This window comes from Micromonospora sp. NPDC049523, from assembly GCF_040676775.1.
In the GTDB taxonomy this organism is placed as follows: domain Bacteria; phylum Actinomycetota; class Actinomycetes; order Mycobacteriales; family Micromonosporaceae; genus Micromonospora_G.
In genome coordinates, this window is record NZ_JBFAPP010000001.1 from 45,040 (window position 1) to 68,194 (window position 23,155).

A 23,155-nucleotide genomic window follows, 5' to 3' on the forward strand; every position below is an offset into this window, starting at 1 on the left:
CCGTTGATCCCGTACAGCACGCGGTCATGGCATGCTTACGCCGCAGTAAAGCCGGCCGTCCTGGCCGCGCGCAGCATCGGGAGGTAGGTGCATGACGACTACACGGCCCGACGGCGAGACCGCCACCGGTCCCACCGTGTTGCGCATGCTGCTCGGCGCACAGTTGCGCCGGCTCCGCGAGGCCAACGGGGTCACCCGGGAGGCCGCGGGGTGGGAGATCCGGGCCTCCGAGTCGAAGATCAGCCGGATGGAGCTGGGCCGGGTCGGCTTCAAGGAACGTGACGTCGCGGACCTGCTGACCCTCTACGGCGTACACGACGACGGTGAACGCGCGGTGCTGCTCGGGCTCGCCCGCGATGCCAACGAGCCTGGCTGGTGGCACCGGTACGGCGACATCCTCCCCCAGTGGTTCCAGTCCTACCTCGGCCTGGAAGCCGCGTCGTCGCTCATCCGTACCTACGAGGTGCAGTTCATCCCCGGCCTGTTGCAGAGCCGCGACTACGCCCGTGCCGTTGTCCTGCTCGGCCATCGGGCGGCCTCGCGCGAGGAGGTCGAGCGCCGGGTCAACCTGCGGATGGCCCGGCAACAACTGCTCACCCGCCCGGATGCACCGCAGCTCTGGGCGGTGGTGGACGAGGCCGCACTACGCCGGCCGATCGGCGGTCCCGAGGTGATGTGGGGCCAGATCAACGCACTGATCGAGGCCACCAAACTGCCGAACGTCAGGCTCCAGGTGATGCCGTTCGCGTCCGGTGGGCACGCCGCGGCGGGCGGGGCGTTCAGCATCCTGCGCTTCCCCGACCGGGACCTGCCCGACGTGGTCTACATCGAACAGCTCACCAGCGCGCTCTACCTGGACAAGCGGGACGACGTCGACCACTACGCCGCGGCGATGGAGCGGGTCTGCGTGGAGGCCGAACCGCCGGCCCGTACGCCGGACATCCTGTCCCGCATCCTGGCCGACCTCGACCGCTGAGCTACAACGAGCTGACGCGTTGGACCTGCCCCCCTCCGCCGCCGGGCGACCGGCACTCACCGCATCGGACCTGCCCCCGGCTGTCCGCGACCACCTGCTGTCCCGTACGGGCGCGGCCGAGCCGGCCAGTGGCTACCTGTACGACCCGGCGGCGGCGATCCGGCGAGCCACCGAGTTGCGTACGGCCCTGCCCGACTGGGCCCGGATCTGCTACGCGGTGAAGGCCAACTCCTATCCCCCGCTGGTGCACGCGCTCGCCCCGTACGTCGACGGTTTCGAGGTCGCTTCCGCCGCCGAGGCGACCCTGGCCCGGCACGTGCAGGCGACACTGGACGGACACCTGCCCTCGGCAGATTCGACAACGCGCGATGACGGCAGGCTGATGGTGGCCGCCGGGCCGGCCAAGACCGAACGACTGCTGCACCGGCTGGTCGACCTCGACGTCGACCTCGTCAACGTGGAGAGCGCGCTCGAACTGCACCGCCTACAGGTCGTGGCCGACCGGCTGGACCGACGGGTGGACGTGGCGCTGCGGGTCAACCCGCAGGCGGTGTCGGTCAGCGGCGCGCTGACCATGGGTGGATCGGCCACCCAGTTCGGCATTCCCGAGGCCGAGGTGCCGAACGTGTTGCGGCTGGCCGCGACCCTGCCCCGGCTGCGGGTGGTCGGCTTCCACGTACACGTGGTGGGCAACAACCTCGACGCCGCCGCCCACGCCGCGTACGTCGCCTGGTGCCTGGACTGGAGCCGACGCACCGCCGAGGCGTACGGGTTGGCCCTGCGTTTCGTGGACGTCGGCGGTGGGCTCGGGGTGCCGTTCGGTGGCGAGCAGCCGTTCGACGTCAAGGAGTTCGGCAGCCGGCTCGCCGACCTCGCACCGCCGCCGGACTGCCGGGTGCTCTTCGAGCCGGGGCGCTACCTGGTCACCGACGCCGGCTGGTACGCCGCCGAGGTGGTCGACGTGAAGCAGACGTACGGCACCTGGTTCGTGGTGCTGCGCGGGGGCATCAACCACTTCCAGTTGCCGACCTCCTGGGACATCCCGCACCGGTTCGCGGTCCTGCCGGTGGCCGACTGGCCGCATCCGTACCCCCGCCCCGAGGTACGGGACCAACCGGTCACCGTGGTCGGCGAACTCTGCACCACCGAGGACACCCTCGCCCGCGACGTGACTGTCACGGCGGTCCGTGCCGGCGACCAGATCGTCTTCCCCATGGCCGGCTCCTACGGCTGGGAGTTCGCCATGCCCTCCTTCCTCTCCCACCCCCCAGCCACCCGCACCCTCCTCCCCTCCCCTCCCCTGACCTCCCCTGACCCTTTGCGTTGATCATGAAGTTGGCGCGAATTTCCGGCCGATTTTCCGTAGCTAACTTCATGGTCAACGGGGTGGGGTGGGGGTTAGAGGCGTTCGAAGGCTCGGTGGCGTTCCCAGTCGGTGACTACGCGGGCGTATTCGGATAGTTCTGCCTTGGCGGCGGCGGCGTAGTGGGTGACGATCTCGGGGCCGAAGGCGTCGTGGGCGAGGGTACTGTTCTCCCACAGGTGGACGGCTTCGGCCAGGGACGCCGGCAGGCGGGGCAGGTCGGTGGCGGCGAAGGCGTTGCCGGACTGGGCCGGCGGCAGTGGCAGTTCCCGGTCGATGCCGTGCAGGCCGGCGGCGACGATCGCGGCGACCACCGTGTACGGATTCGCGTCGCCGCCGGCCACCCGGTGCTCGATCCGCAGCGAGTCGCCCGTACCGACGACCCGGATCGGGCAGGTGCGGTTGTCCCGCCCCCACGCGACGCCGGTCGGGGCGAACGCGCCCGGCGCCAACCGCTTGTACGAGTTGATGTTCGGCGCCTGGAGCAGGGTCAGCTCACGCAGCCCGGCGAGTTGTCCGGCGACGAAGTGTTCCATCAGCGGGGACATGCCCGCCCTGTCCCCGGTGCCGTCACCGGCGAAGACCGGGGTGCCGTCGACGTGGCGCAGCGACAGGTGCACGTGGCAGGAGTTGCCCTCGCCCTCGTCGTACTTGGCCATGAAGGTGACGGCCAGGCCCTCCTGGGTGACGATCTGACGTACCCCGGTCTTGTAGAGCGCGTGGTTGTCGCAGGTGGTCAGCGCGTCCGCGTACCGGAAGACGATCTCGTACTGGCCGGGGTGGACCTCGCCCCGCGCGGACTCCAGTTTCAGGCCGGCCCGGGTCATCTCACGCCGGATCCGTCGCAGCACCGGATCGACCTCGGTCACCCCGGCGAGCGAATAGTCCACGTTGTGCCGCGTGGCGGTACGCAGACCGCGGTAGTCCCGGTCGTGTGCCTCCTGGAAGCTGTCCCGGAACAGGATGAACTCCAGTTCCGTGCCGGCGTGTGCGGTCAGTCCCCGTTGCGCCAGCCGGTCGAGCTGGGTCCGCAGCACCTGCCGGGGCGCGAAACCGAGCGGCCGGCCGTCGGGCCAGTACGCGTCGGCGATCACCAGGGCGGTGCCCGTATCCCAGGGCAGCTCGCGCAGCGTACCCATGTCCGGGGTGAGGTTGAGGTCGCCGAAGCCGGCGGCCCACGGGTCGACGGCGTAGCCCGGTCCGGTGTTCATCTCCACGTCCACGGCGAGCAGGTAGACGCAGGCGGCGAAGCCGTCGACGAGCACCCGCTCGCAGAAATGCTCTGCGTCGAGCCTGCTCCCCTGCAACCGTCCCTGCAGGTCGGGTACGGCGACGATGACGTTGTCGATCCGACCGGCGGCCACCTCGGCGCGCAGGCGCTCGACCGGCATCGGAAACGGGTTCGTGTTCATCGGATCCCCTCCGGGCCGACCGGGAAACCGGCAGTGGGGTCGACCGGCGGCAGGTGCAGCGGGTTCGGGACCGGGGCGACATCGAGGTGGAACGAGGCGTCCCGCTCGGCCCGGTCGTGGTAGCCGCCGGGCAGCAGGCGCTCCCGGTTCAGGCAGACCCGAGGAAACTCGGCCGCCAGCAGGTCGAACCGGTCGAAGCGCTCGGCGAGTTCCGGGAACCGGGCGTGGTACGCCACGATCTCGGCGCGCGCCAACCGCCAGAACTCGTCCTGCGGCACACCGAGCTGTTCGGCGCAGAGCGGGGCGAGGTAACGGAAGTGGCACATCAGCAAGGACTTGACGATCGACCCGGACAGTTCCTCGGCCCCGAACCGCATCAGTACGCCCAGCGTCTGCGCCGGCAGGTCGGCGTACTCGGGCAGGTCCTCGTCGAGCAGTTTCAGGTCGTCGACGAAGTCCTTCACCGCCAACCGGACCGGCACGTCGCCGCCGTCGTAGACGACGATCGCGTTCTCGCCGTGCGGGTTGAAGCCGATGCCGTACCGGTAGAGCAGGTGCAGCAGTGGCGGCAGCACGGCGGCGAAGAGCGCGGCCAGCCACCGCGTCGGCGCCAGCCCGGAGCGTTCGACCAGCTCCGCGACGAACGCCCGGCCGGCCGGGTCGACATGCAGCAACGCGGCCAGGGTACGGGCGCGCTCGCCCGGGTCGAGACTGGCCGCCACCGGCTCCCGCCAGATCACCCCGAGCAGTTGCCGGTAGCGGTACGGCGCCTGCGGCAACGCCTCGAACACCGGGTGCCGGACCGCCACCGCGGCGACCTCACCGGGCAGGACGACCCGGCACTCGTCGCGCAGGAACGGATCGGCGTCCCGGATGGAGTGGATCCAGGTCGTGCCGTACGGGGCGGCGTGCACCAGCTCGGTGGGGATGCCCCGGTAGACCATCGTGTTCAGGATGGACAGCGGCAGCTTCACGTCGAACCGGTCCGGCCGGGACACGTTGCCGAACGTACGGATCGACTGCTGCGCCCGGTATCGGTCCGGCGCCTCGCCCAACGGCACGATCCGCCGCTGGGCCAGCTCCGCCGCGAACAGCGGCAACACCACCTCGTCCCACTGCCACCGGTGCACCGGCAGCCAGACGTACTCGGCCGGATCCAGCCGCTGGTCGGTGAGCAGGTCGGTGAAGTGCTGCCGGGTCGCGCCGTCCAGTTCCCGCTCGCGCAGCGTCGCCTCGTCCAGCCCAGGTACGCCGTGGAAGCTGGCCAGGTCCCGGTGCACGGCCATCCAGTGCAGGGGATCCGCGTGGCGGGACTCGGGTGCGTACCGGGCCCGGTCGGCGTACGAGAAGCCGACCCGGCCCTTGTTCGCGAAAATCCACGGGTGGCCGGTCTGGTGACCCTCCAGTTCCAGGTGTGGCAGCTCGGCCAGTTCCGCGACCGGTAGCCCGGTGTGCAGCAGCCACGCGTCGGCGGAGAGGGTAGCGCTCAGTTCGGTCACGGTCAGTGCGGTGACCGCCGGATCCAGCCCCCACGCCCGGTGCAGGTCGAGCAGCAGCCGGTACGGGTCCGCCGGCTCGTTCCCGCCGTCGGTGACCCGGACGAGCGAGTCGGGCTCGATCCGCCACGAGTCCATGGCGACCGGCCGGCCCCGGAACTCGTACCCGACGTCGGGCAGGACCGGCACCCGGTAACGGCCGTCGCCCAGCGGGGCCGGGGTCAGCGCCTGCTCGAAGGCGAGTTCGGCGACCATCTTGACCGCGAGCGCGGCGCAGACCCGTTGCCAGGTCCCGGGGGCCAGGCCGGGTGGGATGACCATGTCCATCTCAGTCTCCGTCGACTCGGGCCAGGTGCAGCGGGTTGGCCAGGGTGCCGTACATGACGTCGAACTCGGCGTCGCGTTCGGCCCGGTCGTGGAAGCCGCCGCCGAGCAACTGCTCCCGGTTGAGCGCCACCCGACCGAACTCCGGCCCGAGCAGGTCGAACCAGGCGAACCGCTCGGCCAGTTCGGGAAAGCGCCGGTGGTAGGCGTCGATCGGTTCCCGTACCAGGGACCAGAACTCCCGCTCCGGTACGCCCAGGTGCCGGTCGGCGATGTCGGTGAAGAACCGGAAGTGCCCGGCGCAGATAGCGGACAGGATCGAGTGCGCCAGGTCCCCGGCCGGCCAGCGGTGCAGCCGGTCGCGGGCCTCGGCCGGGATGCGGGCGTACTCGGGCAGGTCGAACGGGAGCAGTTCGACGTCGGCGCCGAAGTCCTTCAGCGCGATCCGGCTGGGCCGCTCGGCCGCGTCGCTGATCAGCACCACGTTCTCCCCGTGCGGGGTGAACGAGGCGCCGTAGCGGTAGAGGTAGTGCAGCAGCGGCGGCAGCAGCGCGCCAAGGTACGCCCGCAGCCACTCCCGCGCTCCCAGACCGGAACGGTCGACCAGTTCGCTCACCACCGCCCGCCCGTCGCTCCCCTCCAGCAGCAGGGTGGCCATGGTCCGGGCCCGCTCCCCCGGCTCCAGGTAACCGTGCACCGGCTCCCGCCAGATCGCGCCCAGCAACTCCTGGTACTTGTACGGGGCGTCCGGCAGGTCCCGGTAGGTCGGGTGCGGCACGGTCACCGAGGCGACCTCGCCGAGCATCGCCACCCGGCACTCGTCGCGCAGGAAGGCGTCGCCGTCGCGCAACTCCTGCAACCAGGTGGTGAGCCGGGGCGCACAGGTGGTCTGCGCCTCGGACAGGCCACGCCAGACCAGCGTGTTACGGATCATCAGCGGCACCTTGACGTTGCGCCGTCCGGGTCGGTCCAGGTTGGTCAGGGTGCGGATCGACTGCAACGGGCGGTACCGGTCGGCGCTCTCGCCGAGGTAGACCACGCTCCCGTCGGCGATCTGCCCGGCGAACAGCGGCAGGATCACCTCGTCCCACTGGAACGGGTGCACCGGCAGCCAGACGTAGGCGTCCGGGTCGCCGCCCCGGTCGCGTACCCGGTCGGCGAACTCGGCCCGGGTGCCCGGGTCGAGTTCGCCGGCGAGCAGCGTCTGCCGGTCCAGCCCCGACACCGAGCTGAACCGGGCCAGCTCGGGCGTGACGGCGAGCCAGACCAGCCGGAAGTCGCCGGCCGCCTCCGGGGTGAACCGGGCGGTGTCGGCGGCGGAGAAGCCGAGCCGGCCCTTGTTGAGGAACATGCACGGGTGGCCGGTCTGGTGCGCCTCCAGGTCCTCGTGGGACAGGTCGGCGAGGTCGGCGGCCGGGATCGCACGGGCGTGCAGCCGGGCGTCGGCGGCATGGGTGGCGGTGAGGTCGCGGATCAGGTCGGCGAGGACCGCCCGGGTCAGCCCGAGCATGTCGGCGGAGTCCACCACGAACCGGGTCGGGTCGGTCGCCGGTGACTCGGTTCCGGCGGCCCGTCGCCGCAGGCTCTCCGGCCGGATCCGCCAGGCCCCGAACGCGCCCCGGCGGGCCTGGAAGGCGTAGCTCACCCCGTCGGGCAGGTCGAGGCACCAGCTCTCCGCCGGGCCGTCCGGCCGCGGCGTGACCATTTCCTCGTACGCCATCTCGGCGATCGTGCGGGCGAGCAGCGTACGGCCGGCGGCGGTCCAGTGCTCCGGTACGAGGTGCGGCGGTGGTGCGGTGGCGGGCTCGACGGACACGGCGCTCCTTCGTGGGGGCGGGTTCGGTGACCAGGGGTGGGCCGGGCGCCGATCGGTGGGTGGCGACCGGTGGACGGAGCTTCAGTGCGCCAACGGGTCCGGCAGGTCCCGCTCGACCGCGTCCTCGGGTACGCCGAACCCGGTGTACGCGGTCCGCGCCGGCAGCCGGTACGCCTTCCCCCCGGTGACGGCGTTGAGGATGGTGGCGCTGCGCCAGGCACCGAGCCCCAGGTCGGGTGTGCCGATCCCGTGGGTGTGCAGTTCGGCGTTCTGCACGAAGAGCGAGCCGGTGACCGCCGGGGTGAGCGACACCCGGTAGTCGGCGTCCACCCGGTACCGCCCGTGGGCGTCCCAGAGCACCTGGTCGGCCAGGGGTTCCAGCAGCGCCGGCCGGCGGGCCCGGTAGCCGGTGGCCAGCACCACCCGGTCCGTACGCACGGTGAACGAGCGTTGCTGACGGGTTTCCCGGCAGGCGAGCAGGTAGCCGTCCTGGGTGACGGACGCGGACTCCACCGCCACGTTCGCGGTCAGCGCCACCTCGGGTCGGTAACCGCCGACGGACCGCTCGTACAACAGGGTGTGTATCTCGTCGATGGTCTCGGCGCTGATCGCCTTGTAGAGCTGCCACTGCTCGGGTACGAGCCGGTCGCGGGTGGACTCCGGCAGCTCCCGGAAGTACGCGGTGTAGTCCGGGGTGAAGTGCTCCAGCCCGAGTTTCGAGTATTCCATCGGGGCGAAGCCCGGCGACCGGGTGAGCCAGCGCAGCCGCCAGCCCTGCTCCGGGGCGCGGCGCAGCAGGTCGAGGAAGACCTCGGCGCCGGACTGGCCGGATCCGACCACGGTGACGTCCCGGGCACCGGCGAGGGCCGGTTGCCGGTCGAGGTAGTGCTCGGCGTGGAAGATGTGCTCGCCGACCAGGTGGGCCAGGGATTCGGGGACCACCGCCTCGGTGCCGACGCCGAGCACCACGTGCCGCGCGGTGACCCGGCTGGTGGCACCGGTGTCCGGGTCGGTCAGTTCGATCGAGAAGCGTTGAGTCTCGGCCGACCAGCGCAACCGGTCCGCCCGGGCGCCGAACCGGCAGGAGGGCAACGACTCGGCGACCCAGCGGCAGTAGTGGTCGTACTCGCGGCGCGGCACGTGGAACCGCTCGGCGAAGTAGAACGGGAAGAGCCGGTCGTGCTCGCGCAGGTAGTTCAGGAACGACCACCTGCTGGTCGGGTCGACCAGGGAGACCAGGTCGGCGAGGAACGGCACCTGCAACTGGGCGCCCTCCAGCAGCAGGCCGGGGTGCCAGGCGAAGTCGGGGCGGGCGTCGACGAAGAGCGTACGCAGGCCGGCGATCGGTTCGGCCAGCGCGGCGAGTCCCAGGTTGAACGGCCCCAGGCCGATGCCGACCAGGTCGTATCCGGTGTCGACCGGATCGGGGTCGGTGACGGTCGGTACGGCGTCGGTGCTCATCGGCTGGCTTCCTCCGGGGTGTCGCTGGTCCTCGCCCTCGGGGCGACGGCGTTCGGTGCCGCTGCACCGGCTCGCCGCGTACCAGTCTGCTGCTCGGCGGCGGCCTGCTGCTCGGCGGCACCGGCCCGGATCACCAGGTCCAGCAGCGCGTCCACGTCGGCGCTGGTGGCATGGGGGTTGAGCAGGGTGAGCTTGAGCCAGACCGCGTCGCCGACCTCGGTGCGGCCGACCACCGCCGAGCCGTCGGCGAGCAGGCGCCGGCGCAGTGCGGCGTTGACCCGGTTGCCGCGCGCACCGGCGCGGTAGCGGAACACGACCGTGGTGAGCACCGGGTCGGCGGCCAGTTCCAGGTGTGGACTGGCGGCGATCCGGGCCGCCGCGTGCCGGGCCAGGTCATGGCAGGCGTCGACCAAGGCGCCCAGTCCCTGCCGGCCCAGCGCGCGGAAGGTCACCGCGAGCTTGAACGCGTCCACCCGCCGGGTGGTGCGCAGCGAGTGTCCGAGCAGGCTCGGGTAGCCGGCCGTCTCGTCGTCGGCCGGGTTGAGGTACGCCACCCGCTGCGACAGCGGTGCCAACGCGGCGGCGTCGGCGGTCAGGAACGCCCCGGCGGCGACCGGTTGCCAGCCGAGCTTGTGCAGGTCCAGCGCGACGGAGTCGGCTCCGGACAGGCCGTGGAGCAGGCCGGCGAGCCGGTCGGAGAAGAGCGCTCCGCCGCCGTACGCGGCGTCGACGTGCAACCAGGTGCGGTGGCGGGCGGTGATTGCGGCGATCGCCGGCAGCGGGTCGACGCTGCCGAAGTCGGTGGTTCCCGCGGTCGCCACCACCGCCGCCGGTACGCCACCTGCGGAAACGGTGCCGGCCAGCCGGTCGGCGAGCGCCGCCGGGTCCATCCGGTACGCCCGGTCGACCGGCACCGGGACCACGGCTTCCTCGCCGAGCCCGAGCAGGGCGGCGTTGCGCCGTACCGAGAAGTGGGCGACCTCGCTGCAGAAGTAGCGCAACCGGGACCCGACCGCGCCGAGCCCGACGGTGGCCGCGGTCGAGCCGGTGGTGGTGAGCACCGCGGCGTCGCGGGCCAGCAGCAGGCCCATCAGGTTGGACTCGGTGCCACCGGTGGTGACCACCCCGCCGGAGCTGTCGGCGCGGTAGCCGACCAGCTCGGCCAGGGTGGCGACCACCAGTGGTTCGAGTTCGGTCGCCGACGGCCCCTGGTCCCAGGAGTCGAGCGACGGGTTCAACGCGGCGGCGACCACCTCGGCGGCCACCGCCACCGCAAGCGGTGGGCAGTGCAGGTGGCCGGCGCAGTGCGGGTCGGCCGGGTCGGCGGTGCCGGCGGTGAGTTCGGTGGCGAGCGCGGCGAGCGCAGAGCGCGCACCGGTCCCCAGGTCGGGCAGGAGTGCACCACCGGTCGCGGCGGCGACGGCACGGGCCACCTCGGCGGGCGTACCGGCGGGGAGCGGGCCGCCGCGTCGGTGCGTACCGAGCCGGAGCGCGTCGAGCGCGATGTCGACCAGGGGGCCCAGGGCGGAGGGGCCGTCGGCACCGCCGGCCAGCGCCGTGTCGAGCGGGTCGGACGGCGGGTGCTGCTGGCCGGTCATCGGCGGGTTCCCTGGTAGCCGGAGGTGGCGGCCTGGACCGCGCCGGCCAGCCGGGTGAGCACCGCGTCGACCTGGAGGTCGGTGATGGTCAGGGGTGGCAGCAGCCGGAGTACGGCGTCGTGCCGGCCGCCCAGTTCCACCATCAGTCCACGGTCGAGGCATTCGGCCTGGATCCGGCGGGCGAGTTCGGGAGCGGCCGGGCGGGCGCCGATGGCGTTCGGGGCCGCGTCCGGCTCGACGATCTCCAGGCCGATCATCAGACCCCGACCGCGTACGTCGCCGACGGCGGGCTGCTGTCCCTGCAACAGCCGCAGTTCGCGCAGCATCCGGTCGCCGACCGTGGCGGCCCGCTCGACCAGTCCGGCCTCCCGGACGTGGCGCACGGTCGCCGAGCCGGCCACCATGGCGAGCTGGTTGCCGCGGAAGGTGCCGGTGTGCGCTCCCGGCCGCCAGGTGTCCAGCTCCTCGCGGTACGCGATGACGGCCAGCGGCAGGCTGCCGCCGATCGCCTTCGACATCACCAGTACGTCCGGCACCACCGCGGCGTGCTCGACCGCCCAGAACGCCCCGGTACGGCCGACCCCGGTCTGCACCTCGTCCACGATCAACGGAATCCCGTGCGCGGCGGTGATCCGGCGCATCTCCCGCAGCCAGCCGTCGGGAGCGGGCACGGTGCCGCCCTCGCCCTGCACGGGTTCGAGGATCATCGCGGCCGGTGGCACCACACCGGAGTGCGGGTCGGTCAGCATCGTCTCGGCGTACCGGGCGGCAAGGTCGGCGGCCAACGCACCGCCGAGGCCGAACGGGCACCGGTAGTCGTACGGGAAGGGCAGTCGGGTCACCTCGATCGCGGCGCGCGGCAGCGGTGTCTTGACCCCGACGTTGGCGCTGACCGCCAGCGCGGCGGCGGTCATCCCGTGGTAACCACCGGTGAAGGCGAGTACACCCGAGCGTCCGGTCGCGATCTGGGTGAGTTTCAGCGCGGCCTCGACGGCGTCGGTGCCGGCCGGTCCGCAGAAGTGCAGTCGCCAACCCTCGGGTCCACCGGGCATCGTGTCGAGCAGCGTGGTGGTGAACTCGTCCTTCTCGAACGTGCCGAGGTCGAGTACGTGCAGCGGGGCACCGGAGTCGAGCAGCCGGCGGATCGCGTCGACGACCACCGGATGGTTGTGGCCCAGTGCGAGCGTGCCGGCGCCGGAGAGGCAGTCGAGGTAGCGTCGGCCGTCCGCGCCCTGGACCACCATCCCGTCGGCGTGTACCGGCACGATCGGTAGCGTGCGTGCGTAGGTCCGGGCGGCGGACTCGCGATCCTGTTGGCGTCCCAGCACGTCGGCGACGGCTTGGGCGGCGGGCAGGGATGACGGGAGTTGCGAGACGACCACGATGCCTCCAAGGTTAGCCTCACCTAACTACCACATCGCGGCGCCCCCGGGCACCCTGGACGGGCAGCTTTTCGGTAAATGTCCGAAAAGTCATTAAGAATCGCCCAGCTCCGGTCGCCCCGCCTCGGGTCGCCGGCAACGGTGGACCGACCGGCTCGGATGCCGTCCGGGTCCGTCCACTCGCGATCATCCGCCCATCCTGGCACGGCCCCACCGGCCCGATTCTCCCGGTTGTCCCTCGCCATCGGATTCCGCACTCGTCGAGCAAAAATGTACCGACGCGACGGAAATAATGGCGAATGCGTTGCAAAGCGTTCGACGATGAGCGAAACTCGGTGAGTCACAATGTACTCACCAATCAATTGCCCATGGGGGCGCAGAGATGGCCAAGCAGGTAATCACCGTACTCACCGACGACCTGGACGGTGGTAAGGCCGACCGCACCGTCGAGTTCGGTCTGGACGGGGTCAACTACACCATTGACCTGTCCGAGAAGAACGCGGGCAAGCTGCGTAAGGCCCTGGACGGCTTCATCGCCGCGGGCAGCCGAATGGGCCGTAGCGCCATCGAGGGCCGTGGCGCAGGTCGCCGCGGTGCGAGGGGCACGACCCGGACCGACCGCGACCAGAACCGGGCCATACGCGAATGGGCCACCAAGAACGGATATGACGTTTCCGAACGAGGCCGGATACCGGCCGAGGTGGTGCGCGCGTACCAGAGCCATTGAGCTCGTAGGGGGCGTTTAATCGCGTCCCGAGCGGCCGAGGACGAGGTCGGAATCCGACCCCGCCCCGGCCGGCCGGGCTTGGCGCCCCGAACGGCACCATCCGGACGCGCAAGATTCGCTCAAGACTCCCGCCGTGGGCTTTCCCACGGTGACCGGCCGATCCACGCTGTTGGAAACCGGCCCAGGTCCTGCGGGGAGCGAGTCGATGGCGACGATAACCCAGCTCAGTTCGAGAACCTCGATCCACGACAACACCAACCCGCCGTGGCTGGACTGGCCGGATCTGGTCGAGGCGCTGGAGGTCGCGGCGCTGGTCCGCTGCACCCCCCTCGGCCTCGCCACCCCACAGGCGCACCCGGCGGGCACGCACGGCGTACACGGGGTGCTGGTGGCCGAGTTCAACCAGCAACTCGCCGCGCACCGGATGGAGTACCTGCTCGGACGGCTGGACCTGCCGGTGACCCGGGAGGTCGCCGTTGCCGGGCTGCGCCGACGCTACCAACTGCACCGGCTCTACCTGCCGCGTGGCGAACGGGCCGGATACGGGGCACTCATGACGACGGCCTGGAGCCAGGGCCGCGCCGCGATCCTCGACCCGAGCGTCAGCGGCGGATCGAGCGCCCGCCAGCTGTGGCGTCCCCGGCTCGCCGGGGCCGTCTGGCGTTCGGTGCTCACCGCCGCCGGGCGCCACCTGCACAAGAACATCCTCGGCGTACGGGTCGCCGACCACGACCTCGCCGCGATGCTCGTCCGGGGCGCGCAACTGCTCGACGCCCGCGCCGCCCTGCGCCGCCGGTCCGGCTGCTTTCTGATCAGCGTGGACGTCGGCCCGGACAGTCAACGGCTGCTCGGCGCGGTGCGCTCCGGGGACCAGTTCGACCTCGCGGTGTAGGGGCGGCGGGTTGACCGTTCGGTCGGTATGCACGACCGATCCGGGTGGGCCAGACTTGCCGCGGCGACCCCTACTTCCGCCGGAGAGTACGACCCGTGCCCCTCACCCCGCCGCCCCCGGACGGGTTTCCACGCTCGGCCCGGCGGGCCGTTTCGGTCATCTGTGCCGCCATCCTGACGGTGCTCGTCGCCGGCTGCGTCGACGCGCCCGAGGAGCCGGTGCTGATCCGGATCGCCACCGGCAGCCCCACCGCCGTCTACTACGCGTTCGGCCAGTCCCTGGTCACGATCATCAACCGGGAGATCCCGGGCGTACGGGCGAGCGTGGTGGTCACCGCGGCCTCGGCGGAGAACGTCGAGCTGGTCTCCCGGGGCGGCGCCGAACTCGGCTTCACCCAGGCGGACACCCTGCCCGCGACGGCCGGCGACTCCCCCGCCGTGCTCGGGGTGGCCCGGCTCTACGACGACCTGCTGCACCTGGTGGTCCGCGCCGACCGGCCCATCCGCCGGTTGGCGGACCTGCGCGGGCGCACCGTCTCGGTCGGCGCCCCAGGTTCCGGTACGGAGATCACCGCCAACCGGCTGCTGGACGTCGCCGGCCTGACCCTCGGTTCGGTCGACACCCGGCGGCTGGGGCTGGACGCCTCGGTCGCCGCGCTGGAAAGCGGTGAGATAGACGGCTTCGTCTTCTCCGGCGGCCTGCCGGTCCAGGCAGTGGCCGAACTCGTCCGGCGGACCCCCGCCCGGATCATCGACCTCGGCGAGTGGACCGAACCGCTGCGCCGGGCCTACAGCCAGGTCTACGTCAACCGCGACATCCCCACCTCGGTGTACGGCCTGGCGCCGGTCACCACCGTCGCCGACCCCAACTACCTGGTCGTCTCGGCCGACCTGCCGAAACACCTGGTGTACGAGTTGACCCGGTTGCTGATGGAACGGCGGATCGAGCTGGGGCGGGCGCATCCGGCGGCGGGACGGATGAGCATCCAGTCGGCGATCGCCACCGCGCCGCTGCCGCTGCACCCGGGCGCCGCCGAGTACTACCGCGCCAGCAAACCCTGACCCGCGCTACGCCGGCTCGTCCGGCGTACGGAACCACAGTGCCGCGTCCAGCCCGCGCGGGATCGCCTGGCGCATGGTGAGCCGCCCGCCGGAGACGTCCACCAGCACCGCGACGATGGTCAGGCCGAGTCCCGCACCGGAGATGTTCTGCGCGTCCGCCGCCCGCCAGAACCGTTCGGTGGCGTGTTTGAGCTGGGCCGACGTCATGCCCCGGCCGTTGTCGCGTACGTGGATCGCCACCCCGCCGTCCAGCTTGTAGACGGACACCTCGACCCGTCCGCCGTCGTCGGTGAACTTGACCGCGTTGTCGATCAGCGCGTCGATGGACTGGTCCAGGGCGGTCGGCGCGGCACTCGCGTACGCCGGGGTGCTCGGTGTGTTGACGGTGAGCTCGATGGACCGGCGCCTGGCCAACGGCAGCCAGGCCGTCACCCGTGACACCGCCACCGCAGCCGCGTCGACCACCACCATCTTGTCCGCGCCCCGTTCGGCTCGGGCCAGGGTGAGCAGGCCGTCGAGCACCTGGGCCAGCCGGTCGCTCTCCTCCAGGGCGAGCCGGTGCTCGGTGCGGCCGTCCTCGTCGGTGACGCTGGGCCCCAGTTCCTCCACCCGCAGCCGCAGCGCGGTGAGCGGATTGCGTAGCTGGTGACTGGCGTGCGCGACGAACGCCCGCTGCCGCTCCATCGCGTCGGAGAGCGCGTCGGCCATGTCGTTGAAGCTCGCCGCCAGCCGGCGCAGTTCCGGTGGCCCGACCCGGTGCGGGGCGCGGGCGGCCCGGTCCCCGGCGGCGATCTCGTGGGTCACCGCGTCGAGTACGGTGACCGGCCGCAGCACCCAGCCGGCCAGCCGGAACGCGGTGAGTACGCACGCCAGCAGGGCGAGCGCACCGATCGCGGCCAGCGCCAACCACCAGGTGAGCGTGGTGCGGCCGATCCGCGACGTCGGCGACGAGATGATCACCGTGCCGAGCACCTCGCCGCTCTCGCTCACCGGCACCGACACGACCAGCGGCTCGTCACCCCAGGGCCAGACCAGCCCCGGCGCGGCGGACTGCTGTCCGGCCAGCGAAGCGCGGGTGGCGGACTCCACCAGTTGCGCGTCCGGCCGGTACTGCGGCGTACGGATGACGACCGTGCGGTCCCGGTCGACGAGGGCGGCGTGCAGGCCGTACAGCTCCGCGTAGCGGTCAAGTTCCGCGCTCACCCCGCCGGTCGCCCCGCCGCGCAGGGCCGGCCCGGACAGGGACGAGAACCGGGTCGCGTCGGCGAGCCGGTCGGCCCGGACCCGGTCGGTCTCCGCGGTGGCCAGGGTGAAGGCGAGCGGGATCTCCAGCGCGACCAGCACCAGGACCATCAACAGCAGGTAGCTGAAGACCAGACGGCGACGCACGGCAGCTCCCGGTTACCCGACCCGGAGCCGGTAGCCGACGCCCCGGACGGTCTCGACCAGGCCGGGATCACCGAGCTTCGCTCGCAGGGAGCCCACGTGCACCTCCACCGTGTGCCGGCCGGTCCAGGTGGTCTGCCAGACGTCGAGCAGGATCCGGTCGCGCGGCACCACCAGTCCGGGCTGGCGGGCCAGCGACATCAGGATGTCGAACTCCTTGCGGGTGAGGGCCACCGCGACCCCGTCGATCTCGGCCGACCGGGCGGTCACGTCGATCCGGATCCGGCCGGCCTCGATGACCGTGCGCTCCGGGGCGGTGTACGCACCCCGGCGCAGCACCGCCTCGATCCGGGCGTGCAGTTCCGCCATCGAGAAGGGCTTGACCACGTAGTCGTCCGCCCCCACACGCAACCCGAGCACCCGGTCGCGCTCCTCGCCGCGGGCGGTGACCGCGATGATGCCGAGTTGGGGGCTGCGCTGGCGCAGCGTCCGGCAGACCTCGACCCCGTCGCCGTCGGGCAGGGTGAGGTCGAGCAGGACCAGGTCACACGGGGCCGCCGCCAGCGCCGCCGCCGCGGTGGAGGCCTGTTCGATGTCGAACCCGCGGCGGGTCAGCGCCGAGGCCATCGCCGCGGCCACCCGGCTGTCGTCCTCGACCAACAGGATGCGCACACGCCCTCCCTCACGCCGACTGCCCGCTATTGTGCCGGTCCGCCGGCCGTCGGTGGGCGCGGGCATCTCCGGCTTCCCTTGCGGGCGTTCGCCCCGGCCGCCCTCGACAACCGGCTGCCGCCGACCACCCGCCAGCACCGGCGAACCTGCCGTCACTGATAAACCCGCACCGGCGGGGTATGTGTGGCCGGTGACGACGACGCGGCGGCCCGGGTGACCGCCGCGGTGCCGGCGTGGGCCTGGCCGGCGCTGGCGATCGTCATCGTGATCATGCTCGCGGTGGACCTGCTGCTGCACCGGGACAACCACGTCGTCGGCCTGCGCGAGGCGGCGCTCTGGAGCGGGATCTGGGTCGGCGCCGGGCTCGCGTTCGGCGTACTGCTGTGGTGGTGGCAGGGTTCCCGGTCCGGCACCGCGTACTTCGCCAGTTACCTGATCGAGAAGACGCTCTCCATCGACAACGTGTTCGTCTTCGCGCTGATCTTCACGTATTTCGCGGTACCCGCCGCTTACCAGCACAAAGTCCTGTTCTGGGGGGTCGTCGGCGCACTCGGCTTCCGGCTGGCATTCATCTTCGCCGGGGCGGAACTGCTCCGGACGTTCTTCTGGACCGCGTACATATTCGGCGCGTTCCTCATCTACACCGGCTATCAGATGGGGTTCAAGCACGATCGGAAGATCCAGCCCGAACGCAATCCGGTGGTCCGTCTGGTTCGCCGGCTGCTGCCCACCGATGCGCGCTACCACGACGGCCGGTTCGTCACCCGGCACGACGGCCGGCGGAGGGTGACGCTGCTTTTCGTGGTGCTGGTCGCGATCGAGGCCAGCGACCTGATTTTCGCGGTCGACTCGATCGCCGCGATCCTGGCCATCACCACCGACACGTTCGTACTCTGGTCGGCGAACGCGTTTGCCATTCTCGGTCTGCGGGCGCTGTATTTCTGCCTCGCCGGCCTGCTGCGCCGGTTCAGCCGCCTGCATTACGGCCTGGCCGTGCTGCTCGCCTTCGCCGGGGTGAAGCTCATCCTCGCCGAAACCCCGATCGGGAAACTGCCCATCTGGCTGACCCTGAGCGTGATCGTGGTGACCATCGCCGCCTCGATCGTCTGGAGCCTGCTGGCCAGCCGGCACGCGCCGCGGCCGGTGCCGCCCACCAATCGGGACGGCCGCGGCTAGGCGGTCGGCCCGGACCTGCATAGAGGAAGATCACATAGCTGGGCCGGCAGCCGTCACGGAGAAACGCTGGCAGCATGGTCACCGACGTCGGACCAAGGGAGAGAACATGGCGGAACAGGAAGCGTTCGGAAAGCCAGCGGCGGGCAGCGCCCAGATCGGGGTCACCGGACTCGGCGTGATGGGGCGCAACCTGGCTCGCAACCTGGCCCGCCACGGCTATCCGGTGGCGGTGCACAACCGTTCCGCCGACCGTACGCGGAGCCTGATCGCCGAGCACGGTGACGAGGGCGAGTTCGTGCCGGCCGAGTCGATGGCCGACTTCGTGGCGTCGCTGTCCCGCCCGCGCGCCGTCATCGTGATGGTGAAGGCCGGTGGCCCGACCGACGCGGTCATCGAGGAGCTGATCCCGCTGCTCGAGACCGACGACATCGTCATCGACGCCGGCAACGCCCACTTCGCCGACACCCGGCGGCGGGAGGAGACGCTGAAGGCGCACGGGCTGCACTTCGTCGGCACCGGTGTCTCCGGCGGCGAGGAGGGTGCGCTGCTCGGCCCGAGCATCATGCCCGGCGGGTCGGTGGAGGCGTACGCCAAGCTCGGGCCGATCTTCGAGTCGATCGCCGCGCAGGTCGACGGCGTGCCGTGCTGCACCCACGTCGGACCGGACGGTGCCGGGCACTTCGTGAAGATGGTGCACAACGGCATCGAGTACGCCGACATGCAGCTCATCGCGGAGGCGTACGACCTGCTGCGGGACGGGTTGTCCGCGTCGCCGGGTGAACTCGCCGACATCTTCCGCACCTGGAACGAGGGGGACCTGGAGTCCTTCCTCATCGAGATCACCGCTGACGTGCTCGGCCACACCGACGCCGCCACCGGCAAGCCGTTCGTCGACGTGGTGCTCGACCAGGCGGAGCAGAAGGGCACCGGGCGCTGGACCGTACAGAGCGCGCTGGACCTCGGCGTGCCGATCACGGGTATCGCCGAGGCGACCTTCGCCCGCTCGCTGTCCGGGCACGCCGACCAGCGGGCCGCCGCCCGTGAGCGCTTCGCCGACGCGGGTGGCAAGGCGAGCATCGGTGACCGGGACGCGTTCGTGGAGGACGTCCGCAAGGCGCTCTACGCCTCGAAGGTCGTCGCGTACGCGCAGGGGTTCGACCACATCCAGGCCGGCAGCGACGAGTTCGGCTGGAACATCGACCGGGGCGCGATGGCCACCATCTGGCGCGGCGGGTGCATCATCCGGGCCCGGTTCCTCAACCGGATCCGGGAGGCCTACGACGCCGACCCCGAACTGCCCACGCTGCTGGTGGCACCGTACTTCGCGGACGTGGTGTCGGACGCCATCGAGAGCTGGCGCCGGGTGGTCCGGTACGCCACCGAGGTCGGCATCCCGACCCCGGCGTTCTCCTCGTCGCTGGCGTACTTCGACGGGCTGCGCCGGGGACGGCTGCCCGCCGCCCTGATCCAGGGCCTGCGGGACAACTTCGGCGCGCACACGTACCAGCGGGTCGACCGGGAGGGTTCCTTCCACACGCTGTGGGCCGGCGCCCGTACCGAATCGGCGTCCTGACCTCGACGGCCCGCCGGTGTCGTGAGTCACGGCACCGGCGGGCCGACCGTCTCTCCGCTACCCGCGCGGGCGTTCCTCCACCAGGTAGCCGTTCTGCAGCAGCCAGTTGACGCTGAGCGGGGCGGGGGCGCCGGGCACGTGTCTCGCCTCCAGCTTGTACTGCAGGCCGAGTCCGAGTTGTTCGAACCACGGCGCGATCGGCCCGGAGTCGACCCGGAACGCCCGCAGTACGCAGTACAGGTGGTAGTTGCTCGCCGGGGTCCCGGTCGGGGTGTTGAGGTTCTGCGGCGGCAGTGCCCGCTGGAGGAACAACGTCCGGGCCGGTGCCAGGTAGGCGCCGCCGGGATAACCGAACCGGTCGACCCGGCTGCCCGCCCACAGTGTCTGCTCGAACCTGACCGGCTCGCCGTGGACCACGAGGAAGCCGTCGGCGGGCGGGTAGATCCAGCTTCCGCCGCTGCGGTACTTGGCCACGAACTCGGGCTCGCCGAGCCCGCCGAACCGTCGGTAGCCGAACAGCAGCGGGCCGACCGGGCGGTCTTGCGGCAGTGCGGCCGGTCCGAGTTCCGGTCGGGCGGGGTCGTGGAACTGCTGGGTGGGTGGTGCCTGGTCGGGTGTACCGGGCCGGCAGGCCGATCCGGCGGGGGCGGTTCCCGCGTACGCGGGCAGCGGCGGCGCGTTGACCAGGAGGACCGCGACGAGGGCGGCAGAGGCAAACGTACGGATCTTCATAAACCCCCCAAACCGGGCTGACATCGCGGTCAGTTAACTGGACGATCACCCAGGGTCGTCCAGAGAACTATCGGATTACCGTCAATTCGCCCAACGTGGAGTACCTGCGACCGCCCTGCGCGGCTCACCGAGGGCGCATCGCCTGCGGCTTCAGCGGAAGCGTCGCCGCAGACTGCGCCGGTTCAGCCCCGGCGCGGTGGTTTCCAACCGGCGCCGGAGCAGGTCCCACTCCCGCCGCCGCTCGTCGGTGACGTCACGCAAGGTGATCGACACACCGGGCGGGCCGGGCTCCGCCAGCAGCGGCCGGCAGTTCACCTCGACCAGGACCCGGCTCCGGTCGGACCGGCGCAGGGTCCACTGCACGTCCATCCCGGACGACTCGTCTTCCGCGCGTACGGCGCGCAGGGCGCGGTCCACCTGCTCGTGGTCGTCCGGGTGGATGATGTCCCGCCAGGTCGCGAAGGCCTGCGACTCGATGCCGAGGATCCGCCAGAACGCCGGGTTGGCGTAGTTCACCCGGTCGTCGTCGCCGACGATCAGGACGCCGTCGTTGGTGTTGCCGGCCACCAGGTCCAGATACCGGTCCCGATCCCGCCGGTGGGCCGCGCCGGTCACCGCCAGCCGTTGCAGGGCGAGCGTGGCCTGACCGGCGGCCACCTCGATGACGTCCCGCGAGGCGACGAGGGTGTCCCGGTCCGCGGCCACCAGCAGGGCGGCGCCCCCGCGCCCGGCCACCGACTCGGCGCCGGGGGTCAGCGACGCCACGATGGTGGCCGGCAGACCGCCCAATGGCTCGACCAGCACGGCGGGCAGCAGCCGGGTCTCGACCAGCAGGCTGCGCCGCGGGGTGTTGTTCGTCGGCAGCGGCTGGTCCAGGTCCACCCTCGGTGACCAGACGAAGTCGAGGTCGTCCGTCCGGCGGCCGGGCGGCCGGTACAGCGCGAAGACGAGACGGTGCGGGGTGCCGGCCGGCAGCATCTGCGCCACCATCACCCGCAGCGCCTCGCCGACCTGGGCGCTACCGGTCGCACCGACCAGGCTGGTGGAGGTCTCCCGCAGGTGCCGCTCGCGTCGTACGGCGTGCCGGTGCTTGTTCCGCGCGTCGACCACGCGGGTCACCACCAGGACCGTGCTGAGCCCGGCCACCACTGCGATCACCACTCCGTCGAGGACCGCACCGGCGACCGCCTCGGCGAACAGGACCACCACGGCGGTCAGGCTGGCCAGCGCGACCAGGCCGACCCGGGTCGCGGCGGTCTCGTCCGGTGGCACGTCGACCCGCGCGGTCAGCCGGGTCATCGAGGGGTGCAGTGCGGCGGCGCCCCAGGCGAGGTAGTGGACCAGCCATCCCAGTTCGGCCGGCCCACCCGGTCGCCAGCCCGAGCCGAGTTCGGCGACGGCGTAGGCGGTGTCCGAGGCGAGCAGCCCGGCCGCTCCCACGGCAAGCAGCAGCACCGCCACGTTGCGCGGCGCCGCGACCGCCAGCCGCACCATCACCACCAGCACTAGCAGGCCGCCGAGGACGTGACTGACCAGCACACACTGCTCGACCCGGGAGAGCCCGGTGCCGGGCAGGGCGGGCGCGACCAGCTGGGTCCAGCCGACGAGTCCGACGGCGAGCACCACCGCGAGCAGGTCGGTCAGGCCGGAGCGGTCACGGATGATCGCGCTGCTGCGGGTCAACTGCACCAGAGCCGCGGTCAGCAACGGGAACAGGGACACGTACAGGACGTCGGCGAGCAGCGAGTGGACCTGGCCCGAGGAGGTGGCGGCGATGGCGTACGCGACGTCACCCGCGGCCAGGACGGCGAGACCGGACCCGAGCAGCAGCCACGGCGCGCGGCGCGCGGGCCGGTGCTGGTGGATGCCGTACGCCACGGCGGTGACGCTGGCCGCACCGATGGTCCCCCAGAGCATCCCCGCCGCGGCGGGGAGCAGGAAGACACCCAGTCCGAGGGCGGCGGTCAGCGTGACGAAGCCGATGATGCGGCGCTGCGGCAACCGGAATCCTCCCACCCGCGCCGCCGGGCAGCCGCCCAACCGCGGCACACGTCGCACCGGCCTGGACGGCGGGCTGTGGCGTACGCATCCGTTCCCCCCGCGGCACCGACTATGCCGTACGGGACGCGGTGGGCGGAAGGAACGCGCCGGAACGAAGTCCGCCACCTCATGTCGTGTGTGGAGCGTGCCCACGCGCAGCGTAGGGCCGGGTACGGACGCACAGGTGTCGATGATCCGTCAGATATCCATGAGTAATCGGGCCAACACGGATTGTAGTATTCACGGACAAGATATTTGTTCGCTTACGACGCGACGACATCAGCCGGCCCGGATCAGCCGGACAACGTGGCCACCCGGGCCGCCACATTCCCCAGAGGCACCACGGTGAACAGAAACGATTCCCGGACAACCGGGCGTCGGCGGGGCTCCGGCACTCCCCTCGCGCCCCCCGGACCCAGTTCCGGACAGCTCGTCGAGAACCCGCGCCGGTCGGCCGGGGCACCTCCCGGTCCGCCCACCGCGCCGGAATCGCCATGACCGAAACCACTCCACCTCCCGTCGGATCGGCCTGGATCCAGATCCTGCTCTCCGTCATCGGCCTGCTGGGCGGCATCGGCGGCGTGGTCGCGGTGGCCACGGTCACGATGCGCCGACGCAGGTTCAGGGCGGACACCGCAGCACTGCTGACCGACACCGCACTCACGATCGTGCGACCGCTGCGCGGCCGGGTGACGGAACTCGAACTGGAGACCGCGCAGGCCCGTGGTCGGGCACTGCAGGCCGAGCGGGAGATCAGCGAGCTTAGGGTGACCCACCGGGAGATGAGCGCACTCGTACGCCGCTGGCGCGCGGCCATCCTGGCCCCGGACGCCACCCTGACCGCGATCCGCACCTACGTCCGGACCGGCCGATCCGTACGCGGCGAGGAGCACCCGTCCTCGACCTTCGAGATCTGAGTCCGGCGCCCCGGATCCACTGTGACCGGTCGACATCCTGAGCGATGGGCGGGACGACACCTCGCCGCGAACTCCTCACAGCCGGCTCCGGGGTCCACAATGGATGATCGATCTTCGACACCCGCGCCCAGGTCAACGGGATTTGATCTCT

18 protein-coding genes are annotated in these 23,155 nt (G+C 71.6%); 8 read left to right on the top strand and 10 right to left on the bottom strand.

Features of this window, described 5'->3' with window-relative positions:
* The first annotated feature begins 145 nt into the window (after positions 1 to 145).
* Both AB0J90_RS00245 and AB0J90_RS00250 read left to right on the top strand, forming a co-directional pair.
* The gene (locus AB0J90_RS00245; RefSeq protein WP_363591367.1) at positions 146 to 976 is read left to right on the top strand and encodes a helix-turn-helix transcriptional regulator; all 831 of its coding nucleotides are present in this window, start codon (positions 146 to 148) and stop codon (positions 974 to 976) included.
* A gap of 19 nt (positions 977 to 995) precedes the next feature.
* A complete protein-coding gene (locus AB0J90_RS00250) occupies positions 996 to 2,303 on the top strand; it encodes an alanine racemase (RefSeq protein ID WP_363590669.1) in 1,308 nt (435 codons plus the stop codon).
* 71 nt (positions 2,304 to 2,374) lie between these two features.
* On the opposite strand, the gene AB0J90_RS00255 is transcribed toward AB0J90_RS00250, so the two are convergent.
* From AB0J90_RS00255 to AB0J90_RS00280, 6 genes are all read right to left on the bottom strand, one after another.
* Entirely contained in the window at positions 2,375 to 3,751 is a 1,377-nt protein-coding gene (locus tag AB0J90_RS00255; RefSeq protein ID WP_363590670.1) for a glutamine synthetase family protein, read from the bottom strand.
* Positions 3,748 to 5,574, bottom strand: coding sequence for an IucA/IucC family protein (locus tag AB0J90_RS00260; RefSeq protein ID WP_363590671.1), 1,827 nt, complete (start codon positions 5,572 to 5,574; stop codon positions 3,748 to 3,750). Before AB0J90_RS00260 ends, AB0J90_RS00255 begins: the two co-directional genes overlap by 4 nt.
* Position 5,575: 1 nt before the next feature.
* Complete coding sequence (locus AB0J90_RS00265) at positions 5,576 to 7,387, bottom strand: IucA/IucC family protein (protein ID WP_363590672.1); 1,812 nt, start codon at positions 7,385 to 7,387, stop codon at positions 5,576 to 5,578.
* Between the two features lie 81 nt (positions 7,388 to 7,468).
* Positions 7,469 to 8,848, bottom strand: coding sequence for a lysine N(6)-hydroxylase/L-ornithine N(5)-oxygenase family protein (locus AB0J90_RS00270; protein WP_363590673.1), 1,380 nt, complete (start codon positions 8,846 to 8,848; stop codon positions 7,469 to 7,471).
* On the bottom strand, positions 8,845 to 10,446 hold the full coding sequence (locus tag AB0J90_RS00275) for a pyridoxal-dependent decarboxylase (RefSeq protein WP_363590674.1): 1,602 nt from the start codon (positions 10,444 to 10,446) through the stop codon (positions 8,845 to 8,847). Before AB0J90_RS00275 ends, AB0J90_RS00270 begins: the two co-directional genes overlap by 4 nt.
* A complete protein-coding gene (locus tag AB0J90_RS00280) occupies positions 10,443 to 11,828 on the bottom strand; it encodes a diaminobutyrate--2-oxoglutarate transaminase family protein (protein ID WP_363590675.1) in 1,386 nt (461 codons plus the stop codon). The genes AB0J90_RS00275 and AB0J90_RS00280 overlap by 4 nt, the downstream gene beginning before the upstream one ends.
* Positions 11,829 to 12,210: 382 nt before the next feature.
* Between AB0J90_RS00280 and AB0J90_RS00285 the strand changes: the two genes are divergently transcribed.
* The 3 genes from AB0J90_RS00285 (at position 12,211) to AB0J90_RS00295 (ending at position 14,508) form a co-directional block, all read left to right on the top strand.
* Complete coding sequence (locus AB0J90_RS00285) at positions 12,211 to 12,555, top strand: Lsr2 family protein (RefSeq protein WP_363590676.1); 345 nt, start codon at positions 12,211 to 12,213, stop codon at positions 12,553 to 12,555.
* A gap of 205 nt (positions 12,556 to 12,760) precedes the next feature.
* Positions 12,761 to 13,447: a hypothetical protein gene (locus tag AB0J90_RS00290; protein WP_363590677.1), complete on the top strand. Its 687-nt coding sequence runs from the start codon at positions 12,761 to 12,763 to the stop codon at positions 13,445 to 13,447.
* Between the two features lie 158 nt (positions 13,448 to 13,605).
* The gene (locus AB0J90_RS00295; protein WP_363591369.1) at positions 13,606 to 14,508 is read left to right on the top strand and encodes a TAXI family TRAP transporter solute-binding subunit; all 903 of its coding nucleotides are present in this window, start codon (positions 13,606 to 13,608) and stop codon (positions 14,506 to 14,508) included.
* Positions 14,509 to 14,514: 6 nt separating this feature from the next.
* Here the strand turns inward: AB0J90_RS00295 and AB0J90_RS00300 are convergent, their stop codons facing one another.
* Both AB0J90_RS00300 and AB0J90_RS00305 read right to left on the bottom strand, forming a co-directional pair.
* Positions 14,515 to 15,897, bottom strand: coding sequence for a HAMP domain-containing sensor histidine kinase (locus tag AB0J90_RS00300; protein ID WP_363590678.1), 1,383 nt, complete (start codon positions 15,895 to 15,897; stop codon positions 14,515 to 14,517).
* Positions 15,898 to 15,909: 12 nt separating this feature from the next.
* Complete coding sequence (locus tag AB0J90_RS00305) at positions 15,910 to 16,566, bottom strand: response regulator transcription factor (protein ID WP_363590679.1); 657 nt, start codon at positions 16,564 to 16,566, stop codon at positions 15,910 to 15,912.
* Positions 16,567 to 16,791: 225 nt separating this feature from the next.
* On the opposite strand from AB0J90_RS00305, the gene AB0J90_RS00310 reads away from it, so the two are divergent.
* Positions 16,792 to 17,742 carry a TerC family protein gene (locus tag AB0J90_RS00310; RefSeq protein WP_363591371.1) on the top strand — a complete coding sequence of 317 codons (951 nt, stop codon included), beginning with the start codon at positions 16,792 to 16,794 and terminating at the stop codon, positions 17,740 to 17,742.
* A gap of 106 nt (positions 17,743 to 17,848) precedes the next feature.
* On the top strand, positions 17,849 to 19,315 hold the full coding sequence (gene gndA, locus AB0J90_RS00315; protein WP_363590680.1) for an NADP-dependent phosphogluconate dehydrogenase: 1,467 nt from the start codon (positions 17,849 to 17,851) through the stop codon (positions 19,313 to 19,315).
* Between the two features lie 57 nt (positions 19,316 to 19,372).
* Here the strand turns inward: gndA and AB0J90_RS00320 are convergent, their stop codons facing one another.
* Together AB0J90_RS00320 and AB0J90_RS00325 are read right to left on the bottom strand one after the other, a co-directional pair.
* Positions 19,373 to 20,047, bottom strand: a complete 675-nt coding sequence (locus tag AB0J90_RS00320) for a glycohydrolase toxin TNT-related protein (protein ID WP_363590681.1) — start codon at positions 20,045 to 20,047, stop codon at positions 19,373 to 19,375.
* Between the two features lie 150 nt (positions 20,048 to 20,197).
* Positions 20,198 to 22,048, bottom strand: coding sequence for a PAS domain-containing protein (locus AB0J90_RS00325; RefSeq protein ID WP_363590682.1), 1,851 nt, complete (start codon positions 22,046 to 22,048; stop codon positions 20,198 to 20,200).
* A 533-nt stretch (positions 22,049 to 22,581) separates the two neighbouring features.
* Here AB0J90_RS00325 and AB0J90_RS00330 point away from each other — a divergent pair.
* A complete protein-coding gene (locus AB0J90_RS00330) occupies positions 22,582 to 23,004 on the top strand; it encodes a hypothetical protein (RefSeq protein WP_363590683.1) in 423 nt (140 codons plus the stop codon).
* Positions 23,005 to 23,155 lie beyond the last annotated feature (151 nt).

Bases quoted from the DNA above. Each gene is read 5' to 3' on its own strand.
- AB0J90_RS00245 (WP_363591367.1), top strand. From the start codon at position 146: ATGCTGCTCGGCGCACAGTTGCGCCGGCTCCGCGAGGCCAACGGGGTC.
- AB0J90_RS00255 (WP_363590670.1), bottom strand. From the start codon at position 3,751: ATGAACACGAACCCGTTTCCGATGCCGGTCGAGCGCCTGCGCGCCGAG.
- AB0J90_RS00260 (WP_363590671.1), bottom strand. From the start codon at position 5,574: ATGGACATGGTCATCCCACCCGGCCTGGCCCCCGGGACCTGGCAACGG.
- AB0J90_RS00270 (WP_363590673.1), bottom strand. From the start codon at position 8,848: ATGAGCACCGACGCCGTACCGACCGTCACCGACCCCGATCCGGTCGAC.
- AB0J90_RS00275 (WP_363590674.1), bottom strand. From the start codon at position 10,446: ATGACCGGCCAGCAGCACCCGCCGTCCGACCCGCTCGACACGGCGCTG.
- AB0J90_RS00285 (WP_363590676.1), top strand. From the start codon at position 12,211: ATGGCCAAGCAGGTAATCACCGTACTCACCGACGACCTGGACGGTGGT.
- AB0J90_RS00290 (WP_363590677.1), top strand. From the start codon at position 12,761: ATGGCGACGATAACCCAGCTCAGTTCGAGAACCTCGATCCACGACAAC.
- gndA (WP_363590680.1), top strand. From the start codon at position 17,849: ATGGCGGAACAGGAAGCGTTCGGAAAGCCAGCGGCGGGCAGCGCCCAG.
- AB0J90_RS00320 (WP_363590681.1), bottom strand. From the start codon at position 20,047: ATGAAGATCCGTACGTTTGCCTCTGCCGCCCTCGTCGCGGTCCTCCTG.
- AB0J90_RS00330 (WP_363590683.1), top strand. From the start codon at position 22,582: ATGACCGAAACCACTCCACCTCCCGTCGGATCGGCCTGGATCCAGATC.